Raw genomic sequence first — 264 nt, forward strand, 5'->3', positions numbered from 1 at the left:
GTGCCCAGCAAACGATCTCGTTCATCAGGTAGGAGCCAATGCGCTGCCCGTTGAGCCGAGGCAGGTCGAGCGTGACGAACCCGTGCTCCCAGACCGACGACCCTGTCGTCAGCGAGACCCGGTTGTCCCGCCCCGAGTAGCAGCCCTCGAACTCACCCTGCCCGCTACACGCAAAAACCTCTGTCTCCAGGAGCCGGTAGGACAAGCTGATCCGAGCCTTCCAGATCGAACCGTCGTCGGCCCGCTCGATCTGTTCTTCACGCT

Annotated in this window: 1 protein-coding gene; it reads right to left on the reverse strand. The window is 62.9% G+C overall.

Annotated elements, in window-relative coordinates:
• Positions 1-264 (reverse strand): hypothetical protein (locus ACPYOJ_RS35655; protein ID WP_481420430.1); only part of this gene is annotated, 264 nt, incomplete at both ends.

The organism is Rhizobium sp. SVR5-9E, assembly GCF_056755095.1.